Origin of the sequence: Nostoc punctiforme PCC 73102 (genome assembly GCF_000020025.1) — a bacterium.
GTDB lineage: Bacteria > Cyanobacteriota > Cyanobacteriia > Cyanobacteriales > Nostocaceae > Nostoc > Nostoc punctiforme.
In genome coordinates, this window is the sequence record NC_010628.1 from 4,986,129 (window position 1) to 5,011,537 (window position 25,409).

The following is a 25,409-nucleotide window of genomic DNA, read 5'->3' on the forward strand; positions in this document are numbered from 1 at the left end:
GATTGAGATTGCGATCGCTGACTTGGAAGGGTGATTATAAACTCAATCAACGGTCACAAACCGTTTTTGTTTTATGCTAATTTGCAGTCTAAAAATATAAAGAATATAATGTTTGTTGTTAATTCCATGATTTCACCTCATCAAAGATAATATTCTATGGATTTTCTGAAAACTACAATATAATAATTAATCAATTTCCAAAAAATTAAATAAAAGCCAACATTTATCAAGTAATAGTTAAATTTTAATATCCACCGCAAACTGTCCTAAATTATCTTTTCGCCACTGAGCATCATGTTTGCGATTTGTCCGCACCTCCAAAACCCTAATCCCATGATTTGGAAGCGGGTTTAATCTTTGCTGCAAATGCTGCCAAGAAGTAATCAATTCATGCTGCACATTATAAGTAGCGCACAACTGAGCAAAATCAATATCCTGGGGAGTGCCAAAAAATTCTTCAAATGGTGGGTCAAACTTGGCAATAGGTAACATTTCAAAAATGCCACCGCCATTGTTGTTGATTAATACAATCGTCAAATGTCCGACAAACTTATTGCGGATTAAAAAACCATTTGTGTCATGCAACAGAGCTAAATCCCCCGTTAACATCACACTACTTTGTTGGCGATGGGCAATTCCTAAAGCTGTGGATAATGTGCCATCGATGCCATTTGCACCTCGGTTAAAGTGCGATCGCACTCCTAAATTATTAGGCTTCCAGAAATATTCCACATCCCGCACAGGCATACTATTGGCAATAAACAGAGGCGTTCCTGGCGGTAAAATCTGAGAAATTAACCAAGCTGCTTTACTCTCAATTATTTCATCTATTTTCCCCATCGTCTCATCAACAGCTAACCTAACCTTAGCTTCCGCATCACACCATTGCTGCAAATAGTCTGAAGAGAAAGATAAATTTATCTCCTCTACTTTTATATCTTCTACAGATATCCGTAAATGCGTCGTCCTCCCGTGCAAAGGGTCAAGGTTTTGATCGCTCTTGTCAATTACCCAGCGTCGGGGTTGGGTTGCATCTATCCAGCTACGCAGTTCTTTACTCGTAGGCATTTCACCCACCTGAATCACCATTTCGGGCGCTAACTGCTTTGCTAGTTGCTGATTTCGCAAAATCAGGTCATAAGTAGAAATTAAATAAGGGTTGAGTTCGGCATAATTTCTCACTGGGGAGAGTCCCTCAGCTAGCACAGGCCATTTGAGAGTTTGGGAAAGGTGGGCGATCGCTCTACAATACTCTTCTGGTTGTGACGGTTGGGCAACACCTGCAATAATAATGCCGCGATCGCATTCTTTCCACTCTTGGGGAATGGGGAACTTGTATTGAGCGCAGTCGTTGGCGCAGCCTCTCGTAGAGAAGTATGGGGAACTTGTACTGAGCGCAGTCGTTGGCGCAGCCTCTCGTAGAGAAGTATGGGGAACTTGTACTGAGCGCAGTCGAAGTATGGGGAATTGGGTAATACTTGCTATTCCTGCGAAGAAGTCTTCTGGGTGGAACTGGGACTGTAAATAACTCAAGTCGGTTCCATCAGGAACAGGTGCTAGGGGATCGCGAAAGGGAATATTTAAATGTACTGGCCCCTTTGTAGGAGTTTGCGCCCTTTCCCAGCTATGAATTACTGTTTGTCGCAGATAAGCTAGCATTCCCATATCAGCAGAGGGTAAGGCTAACTCTGTTTGCCAATTTGGGTAGGTTCCATATAATCTCAACTGGTCTACGGTTTGACCTGAGTGACAATCTCGCAATTCTGGCGGTCTATCGGTGGTTAATACCAACAATGGTACGCGACTATATGAAGCTTCAATGACTGCTGAATAAAAATTTGCTCCTGCTGTACCAGAGGTACAAACTAGTACCACAGGGCGACCGGTTGCTTGAGCTTGTCCCAAAGCGAAAAAGGCGGCTGAACGTTCATCGAGAATGGAAATCGCTTCAATCTCAGGTGCTTGTTGAGCAAAGGCGATCGTTAAGGGTGTAGAGCGCGATCCGGGACAAATGATGGCACAAGTCAATCCCAACCGCTTTAGGGCCTCTGTTAAAATGTAAGCCCAAAGTTGATTAACATTCCTAAAGGCGATCGGCATTAAATCAAACATAGCTATAAAACAATCTGAAATTTTAGATTTTGTTTAGGGAAATTTAATTTAAAATCCATCTGGGAAAGTTTGGTGAAAAGAAGTCCAAGGGAGGGAAGCCGATCCTCGATACTTTCTTGCTCCACTTTCTACAAAATGCCCAATTTGCTCTCAAACTTTTATGGACTGCATTCATTTAACGGGAATTCGCGGCTATGGCTACACTGGGTATCTACCAGAAGAACAGGTGCTAGGACAATGGTTTGAGGTGGATGTGAGGTTATGGTTGGATATCTCCACAGCGGCCAAGACTGACGCGATCGAAGACACTTTAGATTATCGCAGCGTCATTAGCTTGATACAACATCTGATCAAAACGTCTAAATTCGCTTTGGTGGAGAAATTGGTAGCAACGATCGCAGATTCTATTCTCCAAGAGTGCGATCGTGTAACACAAGTCCAAGTCATTCTGAGCAAACCTGCTGCACCTATTCCAGATTTTGGTGGCAAAATTAGCATTGAACTTACTAAAAGTAAGTCCAATCTCTGAAACACAAAACGTGTTTTTTTGTCAATATCTATAAACTAGCAAAAAGAGGGGGTTTATATGTAGCACGGAAGTATCTCACACAGAGAAGCTTTGCTGCCATTGCCCCCAGGACTTGCTTGTTATCAAACAACACTAAAAAATCATGTATTTGCTGATGAGCATTTAACATGCATATTTTCAGTTAAAAGAATTTGTGATTAAGTATTAACTAAAACCTATAAATACTTTTAATTGATACTCTTTCATCCACAATTCAAAATTTCATAACAATTCTTTGTGAAACTGCACGAAATCAAGATTGCTTGGTGAAACAAAGGGCAAAATCTCCTTTTTCTGAAACAACCTTACAGAATTAGTAATAAGACAGTTTGAGACAATAATTTGCATCCCGGCTGAGACAAACGCTATTTGTAGACAAAGTTTTATTAAACTCTTTAATTCCAGATAACAATTAATTTTTAGTAGTATTATAATCTAATCAATATTATCATATTACATACAAGATACTATATTAATTTTTTCAACTTATTTGAAAGTGGTAGACCGTGGTTTTATTAACTTTTATTCTTGATTAATTTTTGCATAGATACTATACTTGGATGTTTATTTTATTTAAGAAAATAATTGCTTGCATATTGAAAATAAATTTTTGATTGCTGGTAATTATATGGTAACTTACATTTTATGTTAATGACATGATATTAACTGCATACATTAATTACAATTAGCTTTGACAAACACAGAAATCATTGGAGGTTAATAACATGATGCTATTTGCTCATTAGTTAAGTATTTATATCAAGCAATACTACAGAGTAGTTAAAGATTGTTTATGATGAAATAAGAACTTTTGTATCAAATTGATACTAACAACAAAAATCTGAACCTTAGCAAACAGGTTGTTTTACCATGTTCGCCCGCAAAATCCTAGTTGTTGAGGATGAAAAAATCATAGCCTCAAATATTAGAAAAAGTTTACAAAAATTAGGTTATTCCGTATCAGAAACCACTAAGTCTGGTGAAGAAGCAATAAAAAAGGTAGCAGAAACTCATCCACATTTAGTATTAATTGATATCTGCCTAGCTGGGGAAATTGACGGTGTGAACGTAGCAGACATCATCCAGAATCACTTCCATGTACCTGTAGTATATTTAACAGAGTGTTCGGAATATAAAACATTATATGAAAACCAACTAAGTGAGCCTTTTAATTACATAGTCAAACCATTTATTGAAAGTGATTTACATTTTGCGATTGAAATGGCTCTATACAAACATCAGAGCAAAAAGATATTATACGAAGAAAAACAAAGGCTGGCAGCAATTATTAATAGTATGAGCAGTGCAGTGATTGTGACTTATGCTAATGGTTGTATTCAAATGATGAATCCCACAGCAGAAATAATCACGGGCTGGAAGCAAAGTGAAGCGTTCGGTAAAGATTTAGTAGAAGTAGTTAAGTTAGTTGATAAAGATGTAGGAGAAAAAATTGGAAATTTAGCCACAGATGTAATCAAAACAGGTGAAATTTTGGATTTACCAGAAAACTGTATACTAATTACCAAAGATGACAAAGAGATAGCGATTGGGGATAAAATTGCACCCATCCACGATCGCAATGGTAATATTACTGGTGCAGTTTTAGTGTTTCAAGATATCACCAAACGCAAGCAAACAGAGGCGCAACTGATCCGTAATGCGTTTTATGATGGGCTGACAGCATTACCAAATCGTGTTTTATTTCTAGACAGGCTCAGACAAACAATTGAGCGCAGCAAACGCAGAAGCGATTATTATTTTGCAGTTTTATTTTTGGATTTAGATGGCTTCAAAGAGATTAACGATCGCTTTGGGCATGGAATAGGAGATGATTTTTTAGTAGCGATCGCTAGACGTTTAGAGTCGTGCTTACGTGGTGGTGATACTGTAGCGCGATTTGGTGGTGATGAGTTTACAGTTCTTTTAGAGGATATTAAAGACATTACCGACGCTACCAATGTTGCCAAACGGATTCAAGAATCGTTGCGATCGCCACTGCATCTGAATGGATATGAATTATCTACTACAGCTAGTATTGGTATTGCTTGGAATTTTAGTAATTATGAGGAGCCTGCAACTCTGCTACGGGATGCTGATATTGCGATGTACCGAGCTAAACGGCAAGGAAAAGCCACTTATGCCATATTTAGTTAATTAAGTAACTGGGCTTAAATAGTTGTCGTTGGGATAAGGCAATAGGCAATAAGTATAAGAGTTTTAGCCTAGTTCATTTTTATTTACATACTTTGATTTTTTTCACAACTATTCTGAATGTCATGGAAAAAACCGAAAAACAGAAAATGCTCGCAGGCGAATTATATCTGGCGGAAGATCCAGAATTGGCTGCCGAAAATAAACGAGCTAGTCGTCTGTTGCGAAGGTACAATTCTACAACTGAAGAACAGCAAGATCAACGGCAGCAAATTTTGCAAGAGTTATTTGGAAACATAGGTGACAAAGTATCAATTGTGCCACCATTTCACTGTGATTATGGTGGTAATATTTTCGTCGGCGACAAATTTTATATGAACTATGGCTGTGTAATTTTAGACTGCAATCCAGTTCACATTGGTGAAAATGTCCTGTGCGCTCCTTATGTACAAATTTATACTGCTTATCATCCTACAGAGCCAGAAATTCGCCTTTCTGGTAGAGAATTAGCTGCCCCAATTAACATTGGTAATAATGTCTGGATTGGTGGCAGTGCAATTATTTGTCCAGGTGTCACGATTGGTGATAACACAACCATTGGTGCTGGCAGTGTGGTTGTCAAAGATATACCTGAGAATGTTGTCGCTGCGGGTAATCCCTGCCGCGTCATTCGATATTTATCCTAGAGTTTAAAACTTGTATCCTCTGGCAATCCAATAGAGCCAGTCTGCGATCGCTTCTTGAGTTTCGCTGTCAGCATCAATGGCTGCTATTTCAGATAACTTTGCAGAATATACATCTTCATCCTTACCATTAATGTAAGCCACTTCGACAAGCATATCTTTTAAACACTCATCATCTGGGGCCATTCCCAGCACCTCCACTTCTTTCTCCTCGCTAGAGCCTGATTTGCGTCCCTTCTTAGTCCATTTAGCCATAAAGGGAAAATTTAGAGCCTCTTCGAGGTAGTAGTACCAACCCATAGCTCGGTCTTCTTTGTCTTCAGCATCTACAATGATCTCTGTTTTAATGCGATGCTCTCGGTTTTCGTCGGCTTCAACATTAGGCATAAGATAACGCTTTAGGTGTATAACATTTTGATAATATTACCAAAGTCTTGGCTAAGAATAATTTTTCTAAAAGATAGTTAAGGAGTTATGTAAAAATAAATTGAACAATTAACTGACTACTTTGGGTTTGATAATATAGTTCCACTCACCATGAAAAGAATTTCGTTCGATTGCGATAGTATCAAGCTCTTGGTCTGTAACCTTGATTCCCGTTTTGTAGAGATTTGGATCTAATCTAGCTTCAACTTCTAATCCTTGTGTGGTGGTAGTATTGCGAATTAGATTAATCACAACTTGCAAGCTAGTTAATGGTCTGCCTCGCCAGTTTTGGGTAATGTGACAAAACAAGCGATGCTCAATCTTATTCCATTTACTTGTGCCTGGAGGAAAATGACACACATGAATAGTTTTACCAGTATCAGTTGCTAATTCTTGTAACTTCAATTTCCACAATCGTGAGCGATAACTATTGCTACCACCGCAATCAGCCGTAATCATTATATGCTCACTGCTGGGATAAACTTGTTTACCCATTGAGTACCACCAATGACGAATAGACTCGACTGCAAACTCTGCGGTATCGTGGTCAATGCCAACATTTACCCATCCTTGATTTGAGGTTAAGTCATAAATTCCGTAGGGAATTGCCTTGCCCAACTTGGGGTCAACAAAATCATGCATTTTCACCTCAATTGGCTGTTCCTTTTCACACCACTCGGTTCCAGAATTTTTAAAATCTCCAATTAATTCTTTTTTTTTGTATCAACTGAAATTACGGGTTCGTTCTGGGATTGAAAGTGCAAGACTTGGTTGGAAATATGTAAAAACTGATCATCTCTATCTGGATGAGATGAGCCATCACGGGTTTTACGATTTGATTGTAAGCTGTAGCCAAGCGATTCAAGTAAGTTATAAACACTTTTAGGACTAGTCCTATGTCCCCCAATGTTTAATGCCGCAGCCAGTTTCACAACACTTTTAGAAGTCCATTTTAGAGGAGATTCTGGGTCTCCCAGTGTCACTGGTTCAATCAGCGATTCTAAATCTGATAGCAGCATTGCGTCTTTTTCTTCAAGTAGTTTACGTCCAGCACCTGACGAACGAATTCGATTACTATCATCATTCGAGGTTTTTTCCCCCGAAGCGTCTAACAATAACCGTATCCCAGCATGGATTGTAGTCCGGGATAGTCCAGTTGCGAGCGCAACCTGACTCACGCCTCCCCAGCCCAGGCTTCGGGCTTCAATTGCTGCCCAAATACGCCGTGTTTTCTCATTCAAATAAGGCGATAACGAATCGTACTTGTCTTGAATGCTTTCTACTACCTGCTTATCAGACATATAAGCCTTTAATTCGGTTACATTCTGATCATCTTACCATTCAGCAAATTGTTCAAGTTATTTTTACATGATGCCTAAGTATATAGGTCTTACGCATAATAGATCCCCCAACCCCCTTTTTAAACAGCGCTTTGAGAGTTTCTCCTTTTTTCAGAGGAGTTAGGGTGGATCGAGATGTTAGTTCTCAGTGCGTAATTACTGTTATATCTAGGTTATAGAAAAAACCGCTTGTTATTGACAAACGGTTTTCTAGTTATTGCACTCAAAGAGGAACTTATTTGTTTCGCCAAGATGCCAAATTTTTTATTGGCAGTAAAGCGCCAAATTTTTAGAGATTAAACAAGTCTCAAATCAGGATAATTTGCCAATACATCATCAGATGTCAGCGTATCATTTTCAGCTTGCGGAGTCCAAAGTACTTCAATTGCCAGAAGTTTTTCGCTAGGGATACTACCAATTTGGCGCAAAGCTTGACGCAAATCATCAGCACTGTTAATCGCTGTGGGGATATCAAACTTGCCTAGTGTTGCCGCCAGGAAGGTGACGATAATGTATTCTCCAGGGCCTTCAGTAAATAGGCGGGTGGGGTTGTCTAGTTCACCAGCCGGGGGTAAAGCTTCTTTGGCAAGGGCTGCTTTTAGCTGATTGTTGACGTTAGAAAGAGTTTCTTCGCTAAACTTGCTGCGTTCTGCCAGCGACAGCCGATTAAACTGACTTTCGGCTGAATTTAAACTGGCTTGTTGAGTGCCACCACCTGCATATACAAAGTATTCGGGATGGCGGAGTAAAGCTAAGCTGGCTTCTTGCAGAATTTCTGCTCTTCCCTCTGGGGTGTTAGTATCAGCAGTTTCAGCAATATGGTTGAGTTCATTTTGCAATTCACGGGCTTGAGCTAACAAACCTACTTGCAAACGAGTTACAGAAACAGGAGAGTTACTGCTGTAATCTGCTTCTGGTGTTTCACCGCCAGAGACACGGCGGAAAGTTTGCAATAAGAAATTAGCGATCGCAAAGAAAATTAAGATGCTAAATAGACCACCAAATCCTCCCCCAATACCCCAGAAAGGAAGTAGGAAGGGAAAGCCAAAACCACCACCAAAACCACCACCAGGATAATATCCGCCTCCACCGGGAGGTGCATAAGTGCGCGGTGTATAGGTGCGGCTGGAAGGCGCTCTAAAAGAGCCACCACCGATTCGACCCCCACTGCGGGCCGCTAATGCTCCATCGGCGTGGCTAAGAACCAAAGTTAACACCAGTCCTAGCGCTAAGAAGGTTTTTAACAGTGGTTTGCTGATTTGTTGTAGTTTTTTACGCATAATACAATCGCTTGGAAAACAGAATTTTTATGATTTATCTCCATGCTGGTAGGAGTTTTGCGGTTATGTCACTAACGCCAGTCCGTAACAAGCAAGCTTTGTAGCATTCACTTTTAAAGGCTACATATTCAATCTACCGCGTCTTATCTGGCATAGGCAGCGATCGCAGGGGGGATTTCTCCACTGGGGAACCGTACCTTAAGATATGTTCATCATCACAGAAGTTTGTGATGTCTACAACGGGTGGTTCCTGAGCGCAGCCGTACCACTTCCCTATAGGACGCTACGCGAACGTGGAAGCAAGCTACGCACAGCGTCTCCGACAGGAGAAGGGCTACGCCTACGGGCAATTTTGGCTACGTCTTAGACTGGGCAGTTCCAGGCTACAGTCTTGGATTATACAGATGATTCTAATTTTTCACGATTATTTTGACTAATTTTTTAATACTTCACCCTACTTATTCTGTCAGAATCCAAAAAGATATCTCTTGATTTCAAGTAATATAAAAGACAGATATAGACCTGATGCTTACGTATCCATAGTAGTGCTACAAGTAGACGTGATGCTTATCAGCACTACTAAGCAGAGACAGATAATTACCAAATACTTATCTAAACTTTTGGCATTTTGGCACACCAGTCTAGACTATTCAAGATATTCTAGTGGACGTAGGTAAATTTCGTAATTTTTGCAACAGTTCTTCATTGAGAAATTTGACTGCATTAGACTACAAGTGCTAGATTTTATTTTATTGTCCATCATGCACAAAAACTCTCAACATTTGAGAATTTTGCCGCCAAAATAAAATCAACACAATAAAAAAACAATCTTGCTGGCTAATCTTCTAAAATAGCCTTCAGTTTTGTCTACCAGATTCGTTTTAAAAGAAATAAAATAATAATTATGGCTTGGAAAGTAATCCTAATTGTAAATAAATTCAAAATTATTTGAAGTAAATTTATCAGCTTAATTATGGAACATATTTCTCAACTAACAGCCGAAATCAGAGACAAAGCTGCATACCCAGATATCCTAGTCATATCCCGGATATTCTTGCCGAAAGAAGCTGTAATTGGAGAATATATGTACAATCGTTGTCTCCAAGATCCAGAACGAGTTATTGTGCTGGCGGCTAGTTGCTCAGGAGATAAAGTATTTGATGAAGGTCAACAATTTCCAGTATATCGCTGGTTTTATCCTAGATACTGGCGTAGTGGCTTTGTGGGAAATATCCTGAAGCCTTTTGTCAATATTGTTTGCTCATTTGTGCTAGCAATCAAACTCTATTTTCGCTATCACTACCGTTATATAGAGTGGGGCCACGGCTATGATTTTCCTTCACTGTTGCTATTGAGTTATTTATTACCTATTCGCTTTTTTATCTATCTGCACGGTAATGATTTTCTTTGTACATTACACAATCCCGTACTGCGATCGCTATTTAAATTAACACTTAAACGAGCCGAAGGTATTGTCTGTAACAGTTCTTATACACAAGATTACCTCAGAACTGCTTTACGATTAGATACTCCTACTTACGTTATTAACCCAGTAATTAGACCAGAAAAATTTGGTAACAATGTCGGGAGTCCTAGTAGCCTTGATGATTTGCGTGTTCGCGTGCGTCAGGCATACAACATTCCCGATTCAGCAATAGTTATTCTCTCCATAGGAAGGCTAGTAAAACATAAAGCTTTCGACCAAGTGATTGATAATATCCCACTGTTGCTAACTTTTGGGGTCGATGTCCACTATATAATCTGCGGTGAAGGTCCAAGTGAATCGGAACTGAAATCTCTGGTGCATCGTTTGCGGGTAGATAAGTGCGTCCACTTTGCTGGATATGTGGCAGAGCGTGAATTAGCAGGTTATTATGCAGCTTGCGACATATTTGCCATGCTGACCTTATTAGATAGTAAACCTAATAATATGGAAGGTTTTGGTATGGTTTATTTAGAAGCAAGTTACTTCGGTAAGCCGATCATTGCCCCTCGCTTAGGTGGTGTTCTAGACACAGTTCAGCATGAAGAAAATGGGATACTGGTTAATCCTAATTCTGGTTATGAAGTTTTTCAAGCTTTCAATCGGTTGTGCAAAGACCAACAGCTACGTGAGCAACTTGGCCGCAAAGGTAAAGAATTAGCCAAGCGTAGAACTCTTCATCGATCGCTTTACAAATCAGAGGGGAAAAACCCGATTTTGTGAGATGAATACAGATGGAGTAGGGATGCACAGATGTTCATCTCTTCGCAAACGATCGAGATTGCAGTGTAAAATCTCGTTTGTGATTTTATTAAATATGCAATGAAAAATATCTTGTTTCAGATGTGGCAATCTCTTCGGCGTTACCGAATACAAGCTGTTATATTTATAGTTCTTGGATGTGTTGCTGTATTGAGTGTAATTAGCTTCCAAACAATGCCTATTCTGGCTCAACCAGCTTCAACCTCATCTGAACGTCCTGCTATTAAAGCGCCAAATTTTGGGCGACACTTTCAAGAATTTGGGCGTGAAGGCTCAATCTTGATTTACGACTCAAAAAATAATCGCATCTATGAACACAATCCTAAACGTAATGCAACTGCGTAGGCGTAGCCCGTCGTAGACATCGCTCCAGCTTCGACATTCAAAATTTTTAACGCGCTGGTGGCATTAGAAACAGGTGTAGTTCCTGATGATGTGGCGGTTCTCACTTGGGATGGAATTCATCGAGATATCGATGCCTGGAATCACGATACGAATTTGCGTCAAGCCTTTAAAGATTCAACAGTTTGGTTCTATCAAGTACTAGCGCGGAAGGCTGGATATGAACGGATGCAGCAATTTATTCACAAAGTAGGTTACGGGAATCGTCAGATTGGCACCGCCGCAGACATCGATCTTTTTTGGTTACAACAGCCTTTGCAAATTACACCCCAAGAGCAAATCAAGTTTTTGCAACGGTTGTATCAAGGCGATTTGCCTTTCTCGCAACGGACAATAAATCTTGTCAAAGACATTATGGTACGCGAACAAACTCCAGACTACACACTGCGGGGAAAGACGGGATGGTTAACGAGTACCAAACCAAACGTTGGTTGGTTTGTGGGTTATTTAGAACAAAACAAAAACGTCTACTTTTTTGCAACAACCCTTGATATGTATAAACCAGAGGATGCACCCGTCCGCATCGAGATTACACGACGCAGCCTTAAGGATTTGGGTTTGCTAGCTCACATCAACTAACCACCACCAACAATAGTTACCACTTCTAAGCGATCGCCTGGCTGCAATTTTGTTTGTGGCCAAAACTGACGATGTAAAATTTCGCCGTTATATTCTACAGCTACCAAGCGGGGATTGAAACCCAACTCTTGGAGTAAATTGGGTAAAGAAGTTTGAAATGAGCAGCTATGGGTTTCCCCATTTACCTGAATCGTAATCTCATTAGACATAAATGTGGGAATAGGGAATTGGGAACTTGTACTGAGCGCAGTCGTAAAGCCTGCGGCATAGCTACGCTTAGGGCGCAGCCTCTCGTAGAGAAGTATGGGGAATTGGGTATTGGTTACTCACTTTGGGCTAATGACAAATGACAAATGACAAATGACTCTTTTAAAGTTCTGGCTTAATGCGATTGAGTTGGGAGAGCAAATATTGTGTTACCAGGGTAGGCTGTTCAGCTTGCATGAGCGATCGCACCACTGCTACACGTTTGGCTCCAGCATCGATCGCATCATTGATATTATTGGCATCGATTCCGCCAATGGCAAACCAGGGAATTGAGCAATTTTTCGCAGCATAGCTGACATATTCTAAACCTGTTGCTGCCTTACCTACTTTCGTGGGAGTTTCATAAACTGGCCCCACGCCAATGTAATCTACACCTTCAGCAATTGCTGCTTGCATCTCTTCTTTATTTGTGGTGGAAAGACCTATCAGACGCTGTGAACCGAGTAATTGCCGAGCAATAGCAATAGGCATATCTTGTTGTCCCAGATGTACCCCATCTGCATCGACAGCTAAAGCTAGATCCACGCGATCGTTAACAATGAACAAAGCACCGTAGATATGGCATAACTGCCGGAGTTTTCTGGCTTGTTCCAAACGCAAAGAATCATCGGCGGTTTTGTCACGGTATTGTAAAAGCGTTAATCCCCCTTTAAGTGCAGCTTCGACGTTATTCAACAAATTTTCACTAGGGGAAGTAACAAGATACAAACGCGATCGCCACAACAATTGATGGCGCTGATGACCCATTAAATTACTTTCTAGGGTATAAACCTGATAGCGCATCTGCTTACAAGCTTTAGCTATATTTGGCTGATAAAGCTTGCTGTATTCTTCCAACACCCGTAATGCTTCTTCGACACGGCAAAAGTTAGCTTGCAATACTGATTTTATACTAGCTCGTTCTTCTTCTTGAGGATGAGTTAACTCAGTTCCAGGATCGCCTGGTGTATCTCGCGCCGCTCGTAATTCCGGGGTATGCCACTTGGCTAATTCTTGTCGCAGACGCTTGCATTCAAGAGCTAACTGGGCATTATTCAAGCCAAAGCGACACCATTCTTCAATAATTCGCAAGCCTTCACGAGCGCGGTCTAAATTGGCATCTAAAATGCGATAGACGACTTGCTGTACTTGCTCTTTTTGGCTGTATGGCTCGACCATTACAACAACCCCGTTAGTGCTTTCATCAAAATGTGAATTATCATATTTCTTAGTAACCATAAGTCAATTAATTTGCTTTTTTTTACTCAATTTTTGCCGAATCTACGCAAAAAAGCGTAGTAATGAGGGTTACGGTAAATTATCCCATGTTCTTATATGCAGTGATAAGGGTAGTTTGAGGCTACAGTTTTGCACTAAGGTTAGTCAAGTATTTTAGGGTGAACAACGAGCTTATAAAGGACTAGCCGAAAGGGATACATCAGAAAATATCCAATGGGCAAATTAAATTGAGACTGCATAGATACTATTTAGAGAGTTTTTGTCTCTCAATGAAGAATTTTTTGCGTAAGTCCTGAATTACAAGCTCTTTTAGGGTGAGGGTATTTTGGCGATCGCGTAGCGTGTCTTTTAGAGCAAGGTATTCTCGAACAGACACAATATTATTTATTACCCTGTATTAAAAATCGCTAATCGGTCAATATGTGAGTAATATTATCGACATAATACTTTCTAAGAGTATAAGAATTTATTGTTACTTCTAAGGAGTTGTGTTAAATATGATTCACTACCATGTGTTTCCTAAGTACCGTAGAGTAGATATTATGCTTGCAAAGCTGAAGTTTCTGGAATCAGCAAGGCTTTTATTTTTTAGCTTATCAGTATTATCTTTTACCGTAGGGATGGGAGCGACAAGTCTGACGTTCCTGAGTAGTGCGTTAGCGGAGCTCGCCGGAGGCATCGCTCAGATGCCATCGACACCAAATTCAGCACCTCTAGGTGAGACAAAAAATTCTCAGGCTAACGTGCTGTTTGTCAACTCAAATGGTGGAAATGACAGCGCAGGTAATGGCAGCGAATCCGCTCCGGTGAAAACGATTACCCATGCGTTGCAATTAGCTAACCCCAATACTGTAATTATGCTCTCCACGGGCACTTATAGCGCCGAGACAGGAGAGGAATTTCCCTTAATGCTGAAACCGGGTATTTCAATTCAAGGCAACCCTAGCAATCAAGGTAAGGATATTATCATTCAGGGAGGCGGTGATTACCTGAGTCGGAGCTTTGGCGGTCAAAACGTCACAATTGTGGGGGCAAACCAAGCTTTGCTCACTGGGGTGACGGTGACGAACCCCAATCGCCGGGGTTACGGTTTATGGATTGAATCTAGCGATCCGGTAATCGCGGAAAATACATTTACCGGCAGTACCCAAGATGGGATTTCTGTCAGTGGTAATGCTGCACCTACCATTAGCAAGAATTACTTCGATCGCAATGGAGCCAATGGCATCACAATTGCCGGGAATTCCAGTCCCCAAGTGAAAGAAAATGTCTTTCACCAAACGGGTTTTGGCATTAATATTGCCCAAAATGCCGCTCCGATAGTTATAGGTAATCAAATTCAGAACAATAGATCGGGAATTGTGGTGCAAGCAAAGGCCCACCCGATTTTACGGAATAATATTATTCAAGATAATAAAGAAGATGGTTTAGTTGCGATCGCTCAAGCAATGCCGGATTTGGGTAGTGCATCGGAACCTGGGGGTAATCAATTTCAAAATAATGCTCGCTACGACATTAACGCCAGTGCTGCTAAACAGATGATTTCTGCTGGCGGTAATAATCTTGTGAGCGATCGCATCACTGGCAAGGTAGATATTAACGGGACAATAGCACTAGCAGCACAAAATTCTCAATCGACTCCCAATAATGTGTTACGAGAAGTACCACCAACTGGGGAAATCACCTTCTCGGCTCCCGAAATCTCTGAAACTACTAATAGGCAAAACAGCAACAGTATTTCAGCAAATAATCCTATTTCTACACAATTAAACAGTCAACTGCTGCCATTAGTGCCAGCTAAGGTTCCACTTTCCACGCTTGTATCCAATCAACAGCAACCCACATCTAAAGTTGCTGGATTTCCAACACCTAGCAGCTTGTCGGCGAGACAAATACCAACTAACACTCAAATTGCAACTTCCAGTCCAGCACAGCCGCCTAATACACCACAGTTGAATTATGTGCGGATTGATCCTAATATGATTGAATTTACTGCCCCTGAGTACCCATCCAATTCAGTTGCCAGCACAAGGAATCAAACACAGCAGCCATTACCAATACTAGAAGCTACTGCCCCAAATGCGTCAGCACTTTTACCACTTCCCGACCGTAATATCCCTATTGGTAATACTCGTAATATGCAAACAAGTTCTGCAAGTATTCCTTATGGCGGTAAATCTGCGACACAGTTCGGTATCCGTTATCGTGTCGTAGTTCCACTCCTCACTGATAGGGATCAAGACTTAGTGCGATCGCTTGCTCCTGGTGCCTTTCCCACAGTTTGGGAAGGTCAAAGAGTTATGCAAGCAGGAGTATTTAGCAGTGAATATAACGCTAAAGAAATGCTCAAAACGCTCTCTAGCAATGGTTTAAGAGCCATTATGGAGCCCTTGAATTAAGCAATTGATTCGGCACCAAAATGCTTACTGCCCTTCCATTTATTCATTTTTAATTTTTAATTTTTAATTTTTAATTGCTTAGGCGTACCCTATCCTGGCTTGTGATCCAAACGAGTGGCTTGCTCTAGGGCAGCTTTTTCTTTGGCTCGGCGGACATAAGGTTGTAATTGAATGCGATCGCAACCTGTTAATATAATCAGGTTTTCCAAGGTGATTCCCCGCATCAACATTTCTACGCGCCAAGTTTGTTGAGCCTGAGCGATCGCTGGCGTTTGTCCTTGGGGAGTTAGTAATCCCTCACTCCATACTTGCCAACGTGTCTCAAGCTCTGATTCTGTCATGGGTTTACCTGTTTCATTCAAAAACATGGCTGTTTGAGCATCTTTACGACTTTTCAGCCATTTAATTAAAGGATTATTAGTAAAAGAACCGTAGCGTTTGCCCAAAATCCACTGATTCACAGGCACTTGACGGACAAATCCGGGGATTGTGATTTGCAGGAAGTGCCCTTGAGTATCGTAGATTTGGTGCGATCGCTCCAAGCTAATTATTTCTGTGGCGGATAACCCAGCTCCGAATAACACATAAGCCAACGCGTGATCTCGGGTTCCCGATTTCCTGGCTTGTTGTAAAATTTCGTGAACTAAACTAGCTGGTAAATCAGCTACTTCTGTGGTGGTGAATCCTCCTTGTAAGCAGTTTATTGCTGATTCTGCTGAGGATGACATAGCTCCATGTAAAAACAACTCCACCAAATTTTCGAGAAAATCATTCCGATCCTCCCAAAGTTCGTGAAATTCGCTGGTGAACTCAATTACGGCATATCCCAAGATCATCCCATTTAGCAAACTGGCTAATTTTTCTGCTGGTAAATAAGTATTTAGGTGCCCTTGCTGGATTACAGTAGCTAAATACTGAGCTACATAATGGTTTGCCTCTGTGACTCCCCTGCCTAGTGCGCGGCGATTTTCTGCCGGGAATTGGTCGGCTTCACCTACCACAGACCTGACAAACTCTGGCACTCGTTCTAATGCGTGCAAGCTATCACTTGCATAATCTTTCAGAGCTTGGTACACATTGCCGGGAGGCGTTGCCCGCCGCACCAGCGATTCACCTAAATCCTTAAAGGCTGCCGACTCTTCCAGCACAGCTAAAAGCAGTCCATGCTTATTGCCAAAATTCCGAAATAGAGTCACTTCGTTGACTTCGGCTTTTTCAGCAATTTGGCGGGTTGTGGTAGCGCTAACTCCCTGAGCAGAAAACAACTCAAGTGCAGCTTGAATCAAGCGTTGACGAGTAGAAACGAGGTGAGACGACATAGAAAAATGCAAGTGGCACTTGCAGGGGTATCAGAGTTCTGCTAGCATAACAAATGTAAGTGATACTTGCTTTACTCAACTGTAACGAATTAGTATACAGTGCGGGTAAATCCCTTGTGGGGTGGCATCCGAGAAAAGGCAAATTGCTTCATCATCCATCAACAGGAATTTTTATGACCGCAAATTTTGGGGCGTTCGCTAAAAGCGTTGGCGAAGCCATCGCCCCTGAGAGAGGCAAATCACCTCAACTCAGTTGGACAAACGTAGTTTTTTTTACTACGTTTCATGCCTTAGCACTTATGTCTCCTTGGTTTTTCTCCTGGTCAGCATTAGGTTTGCTAGTGTTTCTCCACTGGTTATTCGGGAGCATTGGTATTTGCCTGGGATATCATAGACTACTGAGCCATAAGAGTTTCCAAGTTCCCAAGTGGTTAGAGTATGCGATCGCCCTAATTGGAGCGCTGGCTTTGCAAGGTGGGCCAATTTTTTGGGTAGGTGGACACCGCCAGCATCACGCCCACACGGAAGATATTAATTTAGACCCCTACTCTGCTCAAAGAGGGTTTTGGTGGAGTCATATATTATGGATTTTCTACCCACGCCCAGAATTTTTTGACTATGACACCTATAAAAAATATGCCCCTGATTTAGCAAGACAACCCTTTTATTGTTGGCTGGATCGCTACTTTTTGCTATTGCAAATACCCTTCGCACTACTCCTATATGGATTAGGAGGATGGCCTTTTGTGTTCTACGGAGTATTTCTCAGATGTGTCTTGCTTTGGCACTCAACCTGGTTTGTAAACTCAGCATCACACCTGTGGGGTTATCGCACGTTTGATGCTAACGATGGCGCTCGTAATCTTTGGTGGGTATCCCTCGTTACTTATGGAGAAGGATGGCACAACAACCATCATACTTATCCCCACATGGCAAAATCCGGGTTGTCTTGGTGGGAGATTGATGTTACTTGGTGGAGCATCCTAGTTTTGCAGACTTTGGGTTTAGCCAAAAAAGTTGTCTCACGTCCTCCTCAAGGTGCAACTCACGGCTAAATTGCAACTAAATAATGAATTTTTAAGCCGATTGCTTCTCGCAGTCGGCTTACTAATTTTTACCAACAGTATTTCACGGTAAAATCTAACGGTTTAAATCATCGCAATACATCAAGTGTGAAAACTGACAGTATTTTTTACCGCCTTTTTCAAGAACTCCCTGAGATATTTTTTGAATTAATTGGTAATCCACCCCAAACGGCAGAGGGTTATAAATTCTCCTCAATTGAAATCAAGCAAACAACATTCCGTATAGATGGTGTTTTTCTCCCAACACAAGGGCAAGAAAATCCGATTTATTTTGTTGAAGTCCAGTTTCAAACCGACGCAGAAATTTATTCGCGCCTAATTTCAGAAATTTGTTTATATTTACGTCAAAATAAACCTAAAAATTCTTGGCGAGGAGTAGTTATCTATCCCAATCGCAGTCTAGATATAGCAGATATCAATAATTACAGCGAATTTTTCACTAGCAATCGTGTTACTCGTATTTATCTTAACGAATTGGGCGAAACTGCATCGCTGCCAGTCGGAATTGCTACTATGAAACTAGTGGTCGATGAAGAGGAAACAGCAATTACGTCTGCTAGGCAGCTAATAGAGAGAACTCAGCAAGAAATCAACATTGAACCACAACGGCGGCAGTTACTAGAATTAATAGAGACAATTTTGGTTTATAAGTTTCCAAGAATGAGTCGAGAGGAGATTGAAGGTATGTTTGGGCTAAGTGATTTGAAACAAACACGAGTTTATCAAGAAGGAAAGCAAGAGGGTAAACAAGAAGGCAAGCAAGAGGGTAAACAAGAAGGAGCGCGTGAAGAAAAGTTTAGAATGATACCTTTGTTGTTGAGATTGGGATTGAGTTTTGAAGAAATGGCAAAAGAGTTAGGTTTGAGTTTAGAGGAGATTCAGCAAGAAATACAAAAACAGCCTCCAAGTCAGGATACCTAACCTACAATTAGCACTACTCACAGATATCCATAAATAATCCTGTTATTTCCCATTCCCATAATTTTTAATTTTTTGTATGATTTCGCTTTCCCCTATTCTCCAAGCTAGACTTTCCCAACCCCTTAAAATTGGATCGTTTGAGGTGAAAAGTCGGGTTCTCCAGTCGCCTCTATCTGGAGTGACGGATATGGTGTTTCGCCGTCTCGTGCGTCGCTATGCACCAGATTCGATGATGTATACCGAAATGGTGAATGCTACGGGATTGCATTATGTTAAGCAGTTACCCAAAATCATGGAGGTAGATCCCAACGAACGCCCAATTAGCGTTCAACTATTTGATTGTCGTCCCGATTTTTTGGCAGAAGCAGCAGTAAAGGCAGTTGCAGAAGGTGCTGATACTGTTGATATTAATATGGGTTGTCCGGTAAATAAAATCACTAAAAATGGTGGTGGTTCTTCGTTATTGCGGCAACCAGAAGTAGCAGAAGCAATTGTGCGGGAAGTGGTAAAAGCTGTTGATGTACCTGTGACAGTCAAAACCCGTATTGGCTGGAATGACAACGAAATTACTATTCTCGACTTTGCCAAGCGGATGGAAGATGCAGGGGCACAAATGATTACAGTCCACGGACGCACCCGCGCCCAAGGATACAATGGCAATGCCCGTTGGGAATGGATTACTCGTGTAAAAGAAGTGCTTTCTATCCCAGTGATTGGAAATGGAGATATTTTTTCCGTTGAAGCGGCGGTGAAATGTTTAGAACAAACTGGTGCTGATGGTGTGATGTGTTCCCGTGGCACTTTGGGTTATCCGTTTTTGGTGGGAGAAATCGATCACTTCCTAAAAACTGGGGAAATATTACCGACACCTACTCCGATTCAGCGTTTGGAATGTGCGAGAGATCATTTACAAGCCTTGTGGGAATATAAAGGCGATCGCGGTGTACGTCAAGCCCGTAAGCACATGACTTGGTATGCTAAGGGTTTCGTTGGTGCTGCCGAACTTCGAGGACAGCTAAGTTTGGTTGAAAAAGTAGATCAGGGTTTGGCAATGATTGACCAAGCAATTGAAAAACTGACTAATGGTTACGAATTAGAAGAAGAAGCAGAAGATAGTTTGGTGATACTTTAAAAAGTTGATTTTAACCTAGCTTGGGTTGATATTACTAGTTACAAAAAGTGATGCGATCACTTGGATACCAATATTTCAGTTAGGGTTTAAATCTCCTTATGTAACTCTCGTTAATTTTGAATGTTTAACTAGCCAAAATGGAGGCTCACAATGTTAGTTTCCAAACCCAATGATGTTGTAACCGTCCCCGAAATCCTTTCATTAGAAGACTTCATGGCAAATCCTCCAGAGGGGATGGAGTGGGTAGACGGGCAACTGATAGAAAAAACAGGGATGACATTGAAACATAGCGAAATTCAAGGCAACATCTACTTTTACTGGAGAAGTTACATCAATTCCAATCAACAAGGTGGGAAAGTTTACACTGAAGGACCTTGTCGTACATATAAACAGGGTCGTCGTCCCGATGTAGCTTATCTAACGCCTGAGTTAGTAACTGAATTTGATGATGTTCCTACTTTGCCACAGAGTTTCCCGTTGATTGCTGAAATAGTTTCACCCACCGATTTAGCTGAAGAATTATTTCTCAAAGCGCAGGAGTATTTGCAATCTGGTTGCGAGGAAATTTGGCTAGTATTTTCTGAAAGTCGGTTAGTTTTTGTAATGATTGATAATCAGGTTTTGGGGTTTAAAGCTGGTGATGTGGTTAGCACTCAAAAAGTATTACTTGGTTTTAGTGTAGCCATAGACGAATTGTTGGGTTGAAAAGGCGCTCCATCTAATAGGGATATGAATACTGATGCTACGATGTATAGATAATCACTTATACATATTTGCGGCAGACTGCATCGCCTTAGTAATTGCTTCCGCGTTTGTTTGCGCCCTTCTTGTTAATGCTGCTAACTGCGGGTCTGTAGAAAAACCAGTGCAAACAGCATTTACTAACTGGCTGTTTACTGTCCCCGACTGAGCTTGCATTGCTGGCATATTCAACTGCTCATTTTTTGTTACCTGTCCGCTTTGGTTGGCTTCGATTATCCAAGCGTACTGAATCGCATCAGTACCACAATCAGCCGCCATATACATTCGAGTCGCAGATATGTTTCCTTGAGTGTGATCTATATGCACCCAAAAGCCATAAGCGGAACCACTTGGCTGAATACTATTTTTATCAATGGAAAAAATCTCACCTTGCACTCCTTTAGCTACAGGTATCCATTGACTAGCGATCTGAGCGTTAACAGGAAGGCAAACAGTAGAAGGCAAAATAGACAAAGCAATCAATTTCTTAATCACTGCTCTAAGTTAAATTTGATACCTCCATTATCAAAGGCGATCTCCCTCTGAAGCATCGGTAACTTTAGCAGTTGGTTGTAAAGACTTGAAAAACTCGTTTCAATCCCTAATAGGGATTTTCAGCAAATAGTCATAGCACAAGATGCAAATCGCTGAAAGCCAGTCTCCATAAGGTGCGCGGATGGTTTAAAAATACTAGTGCCCTAAAAGCATTGTATAGATGGAGCAGTAGCCATTTTTTGCTCCTTCTCATTTTGCACACCTACCCATCCGCGCATAAGGCAAGAAAATTAGTCTGATTAGCGATCGCCTAATCCTTGCACACCTTAATTTACCAAATCAGGGAATACCTCTTGCACAGCCGGATGCACTAAGCGATGATTCTGCACATTCACACCCTTCGCTAAGGCTGGGTTAACTTCTAGCGCCATAATTCCCAAGTTCGCCAACTGGACGATATAAGGTAATGTACTATTATTAAGTGCCTGAGTTGCTGTCCAAGGTACTGCCCCTGGCATATTAGGTACACCATAATGCACCACACCTTCTTCAAGGTATACCGGATTTGTGTGAGATGTGGCGCGTAAAGTTTCTATACAACCACCTTGGTCAACAGCTACATCAACTATTACCGAACCAGGACGCATTTGTTTAACTAATTCACGCGATACTAATGTTGGTGCCCTACGTCCTAACACTAAAACTGCACCGATGAGCAAATCAGCTTCTTTGACGGCAACTTCAATATGAGCAGAGTTGCTGTAAAGCAATTCCACCCTAGAGCCAAACAAGGTTTCTAGGTAAGATAAACGCTCGACACTCACATCTAAAATCTGGACGATCGCACCCATACCCACAGCAATTTTAGCCGCTTCTGTGCCGACAACACCGCCACCTAAAATTACTACTTTACCTGGCTTGACTCCAGGGACACCGCCCAAAAGCAATCCTCTACCACCTTGCTGACGTTCTAGGAATCTGGCCCCAAATTGTACTGCTAACCGACCTGCAATCACGCTCATGGGGGTGAGCAAAGGAAGTTTGTTAGCACCAGGTTGTTCTACAGTTTCGTAGGCGATCGCAGTTGTGCCACAATCAATTAAATGTTCCGTCAATTTGCGATCGGCAGCTAAATGTAAATAAGTAAATAATATCTGCCCTTTCTGCAAAAATTTATACTCAGATGTCAACGGCTCTTTGACTTTCACAACCAATTCCCGATTCCAAGCCGTTTCTGATGTGGGGACAATCTCGGCTCCAGCACTTCTGTAGTCGTCATCTGAAAATCCAGCACCATTACCTGCTTGTGTTTCTACGAAGATGCTATGACCATTTTCTCGCAGCACTCGCACACTAGAAGGACTTAACCCTACACGAAATTCTTGATCCTTATTTTCCTTTGGAACGCCGATTTCCATATATAGCCTCTGATAATTTTTTTGTTTAACTCTAGCCTGCGAATCTCAAGCTTGCTACCGACTTATTACAGATAGCTGTATTAAAGATAGTTAATCTGTGTTCTAAGTTTCTTAATTTAATCTGAGTAGCCCCAAACTCAAGCCCTTGACTATTACCCCAGTGTTTATACAATATATAAAGAATAGTAACAATTTATTAAAAGAGCGATTGTATAGCTCCCTACTAGGAAGCTTTTGCTGAATTGATCAAGTCATCTTGGCATTCAAGCACTGCAATTAGCTCATAAGTTACCAAGTTTAGGGTAAAGCTGAAGGGGAAAATACTATTCAATTCCTTTAACCTTTACCGCTTATACCTGACAATTGCTGTGAATTTTCATATCAACTCCCGTTTGCCGAAAAAAAGGTTTCTTAAAAATGACACAAACACAACCAACAATTACACCTAAACTAGAAGAGCCAAAGTTTGGCTTTAACGAATATGCTGAACGCTTGAATGGTCGAGCTGCAATGATTGGCTTCGCTTTGATGCTGGTGATTGAATATGTCACCAATCAAGGGGTGCTATCATGGCTGGGTCTGAAGTAGTGCCGCCAACCAGCACAAGGTGCAAGTTCTAAGCTAGTAGTTAAAAGAGTTTCAACCAGCTGGAACAACCAGTTGGTTTTGACTTTGGCGATTGATAGCGAAATGCTTTGCACTAGAATGTAAGCAAGAGAGGAATCAAAATACCTATTAGTGATAGAAATATCATAGACTTGCAACTAGTATGTGCAAGACAATTAATGACTATACTTCCTCCCCAACTAAAGAAAATCATAATTAGTGTCTGCCTTCGATGAGAAAGGCAAATTAAGGGTGAGGTATTCTTGGTAAATATACACAAAAGCTGAACTGGAACCAACCAAGCTGTGATGAATGCTGTATTACCTCGTTTTTTGAAGTCAACCTACCGAAAAGAGCCACTAATCAGTGTATTGGTGACGATGGGCGCTATAGATGCCCTGATTGGCGGATTGAATGATAGCTGGTCGTTGTTCGCTTTTGGTTTGGGAACAACAGGCATAGCGCTAGCCTTTAAATTGTGGCGTTTCCAGCAGCGCCGTCCTCTACCAGAGGAACCTGTGGTGCAACATTATTTGCCCTCTCGTTCTTCTAGTGCGCCTTTACCAATGTTAAGCGTTTCTAAGAAAAAACCACCTCTTTAAGAGTGCTGAATTATGAGTTGATAATTCATAATTCTAAGTGGTTTGTTTGTATATAAAAAGTGAGGAAAAAGTGTGAGTAGTGAGGGAAGAAGTGGGGATAATTTTCTGCGTCCGTATATTATCCTGTCATTTATGGCAGCTGTTGCCCTTCCAGTGACTATCTGGCAAGGGTTTTACATTCATCAAGCTCATGCTGCTGTTGAAGTAACACCAAACTCCCCAACTACTAACAGCTTTGCTAATGCCCAACTACTTTACACACTCAGAGGACATAACGGAACTGTTAAATCTCTCGCTTTCAGTCCAGATAGCAGAATTCTTGCGAGTGGAGGTGCAGAAAATGAGGGTATTATTCGCCTGTGGAATCCAGCAAATGGCAAAAAGTTGGCGGATATTAACAAAGCACACAAAGCAGCCGTAGAGTCTTTAGTAATTTCACCAGATGGGCAAACCCTTGCTAGTTGTAGTGATGACAACACGATTAACCTCTGGAACCTGAAAAATTTTAAGTTTAGCCGCTCTTTTGTCGGACATACCAGTAACGTATTATCTTTAGCGGTGTCTCCTGATAGTAAAGTTCTCATCAGTGGGGCTTTGGATGGAATTCGGCTATGGGATTTACTACAGCAGCGCCCTTTAGGGACTCTAGTACGCTTCGATAACTTGATTTATACTCTAGCCATTAGCCCTGATGGACAGACCTTGGCTAGTGGTGATAGTAAGGGTGTAATCAAGGTATGGAGCTTGAGTACTGGTAAATTAATCAGTGAATTTGTCGCTCATTCTAATGTTGTTAGCGCTGTCATCTTTACACCAGATGGACAAACATTAGTGAGTGCTAGCCGCGATCGCACAGTCAAACTGTGGAATATTAATACTGGAGAATTAGTCCGCACCCTCACAGGACATAATAACTGGGTAAATGCGATCGCTATTAACCCCGATGGACAAACCCTTGCTAGTGCCGGCAAAGATGGGATTAAAGTGTGGAATTTAACTACAGGTGAGTTAATCAATACACTGAATGGACATACAGACTGGGTAAGTGCGATCGCTTTTAGTCCCAATGGTAAAATTCTTGCCAGTGGCGGATTTGATCGACAAATCAAGATTTGGGGAACTCCACAAAAACGTAATTAACAGCGAATACTAGAATCCCGACTTTTTAAATAAGTTGGGGTTCTGAATGACTACCGTCCAGGTTCTTAGCCTAATGGCGACTCTTATACAAAAGAGCGATCGCCACAATACCTTGTCTTTGAGGAGAAGGTATTGCAAGCATTTACTGTGTTTGCTAAACTTTTTTCTTGCTTTTTTAGAGTTTTTATAGTAAAAAATCAAGCAAAGCTCAGATTAGATTTTGCCAGAACTACCCAAAATCAATCATTGTAGCAACCAAGTGCGGTGTTGCGATGTCTAC

The 25,409-nt window shown here is 41.3% G+C and carries 25 protein-coding genes; 15 read left to right on the plus strand and 10 right to left on the minus strand.

What is annotated here, in order from left to right; translation table 11 throughout:
• Positions 1 to 237: 237 nt before the first annotated feature.
• Positions 238 to 2,112, minus strand: coding sequence for a 2-succinyl-5-enolpyruvyl-6-hydroxy-3-cyclohexene-1-carboxylic-acid synthase (gene menD / locus NPUN_RS20050; protein WP_012410319.1), 1,875 nt, complete (start codon positions 2,110 to 2,112; stop codon positions 238 to 240).
• Between the two features lie 160 nt (positions 2,113 to 2,272).
• Here menD and folB point away from each other — a divergent pair, with 160 nt between their 5' ends.
• From folB to NPUN_RS20065, 3 genes are all read left to right on the plus strand, one after another.
• Positions 2,273 to 2,641, plus strand: coding sequence for a dihydroneopterin aldolase (folB, locus tag NPUN_RS20055; RefSeq protein WP_012410320.1), 369 nt, complete (start codon positions 2,273 to 2,275; stop codon positions 2,639 to 2,641).
• Between the two features lie 909 nt (positions 2,642 to 3,550).
• Positions 3,551 to 4,834: a GGDEF domain-containing response regulator gene (locus NPUN_RS20060; protein WP_012410321.1), complete on the plus strand. Its 1,284-nt coding sequence runs from the start codon at positions 3,551 to 3,553 to the stop codon at positions 4,832 to 4,834.
• Positions 4,835 to 4,956: 122 nt separating this feature from the next.
• Entirely contained in the window at positions 4,957 to 5,517 is a 561-nt protein-coding gene (locus NPUN_RS20065; RefSeq protein WP_012410322.1) for a sugar O-acetyltransferase, read from the plus strand.
• 3 nt (positions 5,518 to 5,520) lie between these two features.
• On the opposite strand, the gene NPUN_RS20070 is transcribed toward NPUN_RS20065, so the two are convergent.
• From NPUN_RS20070 to NPUN_RS20080, 3 genes are all read right to left on the minus strand, one after another.
• Positions 5,521 to 5,901: a calcium-binding protein gene (locus NPUN_RS20070; protein ID WP_012410323.1), complete on the minus strand. Its 381-nt coding sequence runs from the start codon at positions 5,899 to 5,901 to the stop codon at positions 5,521 to 5,523.
• Positions 5,902 to 6,009: 108 nt separating this feature from the next.
• Positions 6,010 to 7,241, minus strand: a protein-coding gene (locus NPUN_RS20075) for an ISAzo13-like element ISNpu10 family transposase (RefSeq protein ID WP_086000586.1) whose coding sequence is annotated in 2 segments (ribosomal slippage) — positions 6,010 to 6,662 and positions 6,662 to 7,241 — 1,233 coding nt in all. Because the reading frame shifts where the segments join, the coding sequence is not laid out codon by codon here.
• Between the two features lie 335 nt (positions 7,242 to 7,576).
• A complete protein-coding gene (locus NPUN_RS20080; protein WP_012410324.1) occupies positions 7,577 to 8,560 on the minus strand; it encodes a DUF1517 domain-containing protein in 984 nt (327 codons plus the stop codon).
• 205 nt (positions 8,561 to 8,765) lie between these two features.
• On the opposite strand from NPUN_RS20080, the gene NPUN_RS42045 reads away from it, so the two are divergent.
• The 4 genes from NPUN_RS42045 (at position 8,766) to NPUN_RS44875 (ending at position 11,786) form a co-directional block, all read left to right on the plus strand.
• On the plus strand, positions 8,766 to 8,927 hold the full coding sequence (locus NPUN_RS42045; protein WP_167315651.1) for a hypothetical protein: 162 nt from the start codon (positions 8,766 to 8,768) through the stop codon (positions 8,925 to 8,927).
• 606 nt (positions 8,928 to 9,533) lie between these two features.
• Entirely contained in the window at positions 9,534 to 10,766 is a 1,233-nt protein-coding gene (locus tag NPUN_RS20085) for a glycosyltransferase family 4 protein (protein WP_012410325.1), read from the plus strand.
• 99 nt (positions 10,767 to 10,865) lie between these two features.
• The gene (locus NPUN_RS44870) at positions 10,866 to 11,150 is read left to right on the plus strand and encodes a hypothetical protein (RefSeq protein WP_234710956.1); all 285 of its coding nucleotides are present in this window, start codon (positions 10,866 to 10,868) and stop codon (positions 11,148 to 11,150) included.
• A gap of 57 nt (positions 11,151 to 11,207) precedes the next feature.
• Positions 11,208 to 11,786 (plus strand): penicillin-binding transpeptidase domain-containing protein, encoded by a 579-nt coding sequence (locus NPUN_RS44875; RefSeq protein ID WP_012410327.1) that lies wholly within the window; start codon positions 11,208 to 11,210, stop codon positions 11,784 to 11,786.
• Here NPUN_RS44875 and thiS read toward each other — a convergent pair.
• The 3 genes from thiS to NPUN_RS44185 form a co-directional block, all read right to left on the minus strand.
• Positions 11,783 to 11,995, minus strand: coding sequence for a sulfur carrier protein ThiS (gene thiS, locus NPUN_RS20095; protein ID WP_012410328.1), 213 nt, complete (start codon positions 11,993 to 11,995; stop codon positions 11,783 to 11,785). The genes NPUN_RS44875 and thiS overlap by 4 nt on opposite strands.
• A gap of 160 nt (positions 11,996 to 12,155) precedes the next feature.
• Positions 12,156 to 13,271, minus strand: coding sequence for a thiamine phosphate synthase (locus NPUN_RS20100; protein ID WP_041565527.1), 1,116 nt, complete (start codon positions 13,269 to 13,271; stop codon positions 12,156 to 12,158).
• Between the two features lie 244 nt (positions 13,272 to 13,515).
• Complete coding sequence (locus NPUN_RS44185) at positions 13,516 to 13,647, minus strand: hypothetical protein (protein WP_272913925.1); 132 nt, start codon at positions 13,645 to 13,647, stop codon at positions 13,516 to 13,518.
• Positions 13,648 to 13,768: 121 nt separating this feature from the next.
• Between NPUN_RS44185 and NPUN_RS20105 the strand changes: the two genes are divergently transcribed.
• Positions 13,769 to 15,670, plus strand: coding sequence for a DUF1565 domain-containing protein (locus NPUN_RS20105; protein WP_012410330.1), 1,902 nt, complete (start codon positions 13,769 to 13,771; stop codon positions 15,668 to 15,670).
• An 89-nt stretch (positions 15,671 to 15,759) separates the two neighbouring features.
• Here the strand turns inward: NPUN_RS20105 and NPUN_RS20110 are convergent, their stop codons facing one another.
• Positions 15,760 to 16,989 (minus strand): TetR family transcriptional regulator, encoded by a 1,230-nt coding sequence (locus NPUN_RS20110; protein WP_012410331.1) that lies wholly within the window; start codon positions 16,987 to 16,989, stop codon positions 15,760 to 15,762.
• A 173-nt stretch (positions 16,990 to 17,162) separates the two neighbouring features.
• Here NPUN_RS20110 and NPUN_RS20115 point away from each other — a divergent pair, with 173 nt between their 5' ends.
• The 4 genes from NPUN_RS20115 to NPUN_RS20130 all read left to right on the plus strand — a co-directional run bounded on the left by NPUN_RS20115 (position 17,163) and on the right by NPUN_RS20130 (position 20,832).
• Positions 17,163 to 18,044 (plus strand): acyl-CoA desaturase, encoded by an 882-nt coding sequence (locus NPUN_RS20115; protein ID WP_012410332.1) that lies wholly within the window; start codon positions 17,163 to 17,165, stop codon positions 18,042 to 18,044.
• 117 nt (positions 18,045 to 18,161) lie between these two features.
• Entirely contained in the window at positions 18,162 to 18,995 is an 834-nt protein-coding gene (locus NPUN_RS20120) for an Rpn family recombination-promoting nuclease/putative transposase (RefSeq protein ID WP_012410333.1), read from the plus strand.
• A 76-nt stretch (positions 18,996 to 19,071) separates the two neighbouring features.
• Positions 19,072 to 20,127, plus strand: coding sequence for a tRNA dihydrouridine synthase DusB (gene dusB, locus NPUN_RS20125; RefSeq protein ID WP_012410334.1), 1,056 nt, complete (start codon positions 19,072 to 19,074; stop codon positions 20,125 to 20,127).
• A 150-nt stretch (positions 20,128 to 20,277) separates the two neighbouring features.
• Positions 20,278 to 20,832 (plus strand): Uma2 family endonuclease, encoded by a 555-nt coding sequence (locus NPUN_RS20130; protein WP_012410335.1) that lies wholly within the window; start codon positions 20,278 to 20,280, stop codon positions 20,830 to 20,832.
• A 54-nt stretch (positions 20,833 to 20,886) separates the two neighbouring features.
• On the opposite strand, the gene NPUN_RS20135 is transcribed toward NPUN_RS20130, so the two are convergent.
• A complete protein-coding gene (locus NPUN_RS20135; protein WP_012410336.1) occupies positions 20,887 to 21,363 on the minus strand; it encodes a surface-adhesin E family protein in 477 nt (158 codons plus the stop codon).
• Between the two features lie 326 nt (positions 21,364 to 21,689).
• Complete coding sequence (gene ald / locus NPUN_RS20140) at positions 21,690 to 22,781, minus strand: alanine dehydrogenase (protein ID WP_012410337.1); 1,092 nt, start codon at positions 22,779 to 22,781, stop codon at positions 21,690 to 21,692.
• A 417-nt stretch (positions 22,782 to 23,198) separates the two neighbouring features.
• Here ald and NPUN_RS40130 point away from each other — a divergent pair, with 417 nt between their 5' ends.
• The 3 genes from NPUN_RS40130 (at position 23,199) to NPUN_RS20155 (ending at position 25,129) form a co-directional block, all read left to right on the plus strand.
• Positions 23,199 to 23,369 (plus strand): chlorophyll a/b-binding protein, encoded by a 171-nt coding sequence (locus NPUN_RS40130; RefSeq protein ID WP_012410338.1) that lies wholly within the window; start codon positions 23,199 to 23,201, stop codon positions 23,367 to 23,369.
• A 326-nt stretch (positions 23,370 to 23,695) separates the two neighbouring features.
• Entirely contained in the window at positions 23,696 to 23,989 is a 294-nt protein-coding gene (locus NPUN_RS20150) for a hypothetical protein (protein ID WP_012410339.1), read from the plus strand.
• Between the two features lie 132 nt (positions 23,990 to 24,121).
• Positions 24,122 to 25,129: a WD40 repeat domain-containing protein gene (locus tag NPUN_RS20155; protein ID WP_012410340.1), complete on the plus strand. Its 1,008-nt coding sequence runs from the start codon at positions 24,122 to 24,124 to the stop codon at positions 25,127 to 25,129.
• Positions 25,130 to 25,409: the final 280 nt, after the last annotated feature.

What these genes read in the sequence shown, in the direction of transcription:
- NPUN_RS20150 (WP_012410339.1), top strand. Translation starts at nt 23,696, where the DNA reads ATGAATGCTGTATTACCTCGTTTTTTGAAGTCAACCTACCGAAAAGAG.
- NPUN_RS20115 (WP_012410332.1), top strand. Translation starts at nt 17,163, where the DNA reads ATGACCGCAAATTTTGGGGCGTTCGCTAAAAGCGTTGGCGAAGCCATC.
- menD (WP_012410319.1), bottom strand. Translation starts at nt 2,112, where the DNA reads ATGTTTGATTTAATGCCGATCGCCTTTAGGAATGTTAATCAACTTTGG.
- NPUN_RS20060 (WP_012410321.1), top strand. Translation starts at nt 3,551, where the DNA reads ATGTTCGCCCGCAAAATCCTAGTTGTTGAGGATGAAAAAATCATAGCC.
- NPUN_RS20130 (WP_012410335.1), top strand. Translation starts at nt 20,278, where the DNA reads ATGTTAGTTTCCAAACCCAATGATGTTGTAACCGTCCCCGAAATCCTT.
- dusB (WP_012410334.1), top strand. Translation starts at nt 19,072, where the DNA reads ATGATTTCGCTTTCCCCTATTCTCCAAGCTAGACTTTCCCAACCCCTT.
- thiS (WP_012410328.1), bottom strand. Translation starts at nt 11,995, where the DNA reads ATGTCTAATGAGATTACGATTCAGGTAAATGGGGAAACCCATAGCTGC.
- NPUN_RS20105 (WP_012410330.1), top strand. Translation starts at nt 13,769, where the DNA reads ATGATTCACTACCATGTGTTTCCTAAGTACCGTAGAGTAGATATTATG.
- NPUN_RS20155 (WP_012410340.1), top strand. Translation starts at nt 24,122, where the DNA reads ATGGCAGCTGTTGCCCTTCCAGTGACTATCTGGCAAGGGTTTTACATT.
- ald (WP_012410337.1), bottom strand. Translation starts at nt 22,781, where the DNA reads ATGGAAATCGGCGTTCCAAAGGAAAATAAGGATCAAGAATTTCGTGTA.
- NPUN_RS20100 (WP_041565527.1), bottom strand. Translation starts at nt 13,271, where the DNA reads ATGGTTACTAAGAAATATGATAATTCACATTTTGATGAAAGCACTAAC.
- NPUN_RS20065 (WP_012410322.1), top strand. Translation starts at nt 4,957, where the DNA reads ATGGAAAAAACCGAAAAACAGAAAATGCTCGCAGGCGAATTATATCTG.
- NPUN_RS20080 (WP_012410324.1), bottom strand. Translation starts at nt 8,560, where the DNA reads ATGCGTAAAAAACTACAACAAATCAGCAAACCACTGTTAAAAACCTTC.
- NPUN_RS20110 (WP_012410331.1), bottom strand. Translation starts at nt 16,989, where the DNA reads ATGTCGTCTCACCTCGTTTCTACTCGTCAACGCTTGATTCAAGCTGCA.
- NPUN_RS42045 (WP_167315651.1), top strand. Translation starts at nt 8,766, where the DNA reads ATGTTCATCATCACAGAAGTTTGTGATGTCTACAACGGGTGGTTCCTG.
- NPUN_RS44870 (WP_234710956.1), top strand. Translation starts at nt 10,866, where the DNA reads ATGAAAAATATCTTGTTTCAGATGTGGCAATCTCTTCGGCGTTACCGA.
- NPUN_RS20085 (WP_012410325.1), top strand. Translation starts at nt 9,534, where the DNA reads ATGGAACATATTTCTCAACTAACAGCCGAAATCAGAGACAAAGCTGCA.
- NPUN_RS20070 (WP_012410323.1), bottom strand. Translation starts at nt 5,901, where the DNA reads ATGCCTAATGTTGAAGCCGACGAAAACCGAGAGCATCGCATTAAAACA.
- folB (WP_012410320.1), top strand. Translation starts at nt 2,273, where the DNA reads ATGGACTGCATTCATTTAACGGGAATTCGCGGCTATGGCTACACTGGG.
- NPUN_RS40130 (WP_012410338.1), top strand. Translation starts at nt 23,199, where the DNA reads ATGACACAAACACAACCAACAATTACACCTAAACTAGAAGAGCCAAAG.